The sequence below is a fragment of the Nonomuraea sp. NPDC005692 genome (assembly GCF_040631115.1).
In the GTDB taxonomy this organism is placed as follows: domain Bacteria; phylum Actinomycetota; class Actinomycetes; order Streptosporangiales; family Streptosporangiaceae; genus Nonomuraea.
This window is the reverse complement of the sequence record NZ_JBEXYU010000087.1, coordinates 1-1,489: the sequence shown is the minus strand read 5'-3', so window position 1 is coordinate 1,489 and position 1,489 is coordinate 1. Positions and strand designations below refer to the sequence as shown.

Annotated in this window: 1 protein-coding gene; it reads right to left on the bottom strand. The window is 70.1% G+C overall.

Annotated elements, in window-relative coordinates:
- The coding region (locus tag ABZ459_RS52715) for a HAMP domain-containing protein (RefSeq protein ID WP_357989100.1) at window positions 1–1,489 on the bottom strand (1,489 nt) is incomplete at both ends.

Here is a 1,489-nt window from a genome sequence, read left to right as displayed (position 1 = left end):
GGGCCAGCAGCGTGGCCTTCTCCTCCAGCTCGGCGTTGGAGCGCTGGAGCTCCTCCTGCTGCTGCTGCAACTCCTCCGAGCGGGCCTGCAGCTCGGCCGCGAGCCGCTGCGACTCGGCCAGCAGCTCGTCGGTGCGGGCGTTGGCCACGATCGTGTTGAGGTTGACCCCGATCGTCTCCATGAGCTGGTCGAGGAAGGCCCGGTGGACCGGGGTGAACGCCTGCACCGAGGCCAGCTCGATCACGCCGAGCACCTGCTCCTCGACCACGATCGGCAGCACCACCACCGAGGCGGGCTCGATCGTGCCGAGACCGGTCGAGATCCGGACGGAGCCGGAGGGCACGTCGTCGACGGCGATGACCCGGCGGCTGCGGGCGGCCTGGCCGACCAGCGCCTCGCCGAGCCGGAACCTCGTGGGCCTGCCGGGGTCGGCCGGGTAGCCGTAGGCGCTGATGAGCTGCAGCTCGTTCTCCTCGGCCAGGAAGAACGCGCCGTACTGGGCGCTGACCAGCGGGGCCAGCTCGTTCATCACCAGCTCGGCGACGGCCGCCAGGTCGCGGTGGCCCTGCATGAGACCGGACATGCGGGCGAGGTTGGACTTGAGCCAGTCCTGCTGCTCGTTGGCGGTCGTGGTCTCGCGCAGCGACTTGACCATCGAGTTGATGTTGTCCTTCAGGTCGGCCAGCTCGCCCTCGGCGTCGACCGTGATCGAGCGGGTCAGGTCGCCGGAGGTGACCGCGCTGGTGACCTCGGCGATGGCGCGCACCTGCCGGGTCAGGTTGGCGGCCAGCTCGTTGACGTTCTCCGTCAGCCGCTTCCAGGTGCCGGACACGCCCTCGACCTCGGCCTGGCCGCCGAGCCGTCCTTCGCTGCCGACCTCGCGGGCCACGCGGGTGACCTCGGCGGCGAAGGAGGACAGCTGGTCGACCATCGTGTTGATGGTGGTCTTCAGCTCAAGGATCTCGCCGCGGGCGTCGACGTCGATCTTCCTGGTCAGGTCGCCGCGGGCGACGGCCGTGGTGACCTGGGCGATGCTGCGCACCTGGTTGGTCAGGTTGTCGGCCATCGAGTTGACGTTGTCGGTGAGGTCCTTCCAGGTGCCGGCCACGTTCGGGACGCGGGCCTGGCCGCCGAGCTGGCCTTCGGTGCCGACCTCGCGGGCCACGCGGGTGACCTCGTCGGCGAACGCGCTCAGCGTGTCGACCATGGTGTTGATCGTCTGGGCGAGCGCCGCCACCTCGCCCTTGGCCTCGACGGTGATCTTCTGCGACAGGTCGCCGCGGGCGACGGCGGTGGCCACCTGGGCGATGCTGCGCACCTGGCTCGTCAGGTTCGAGGCCATGACGTTGACGTTGTCGGTGAGGTCCTTCCAAGTGCCCGACACCCCCCGGACGGTCGCCTGGCCGCCCAGGTTGCCCTCGGTGCCCACCTCACGCGCCACCCGGGTCACCTCGTCGGCGAAGGCCGACAACTGATCGACCATCGTGTT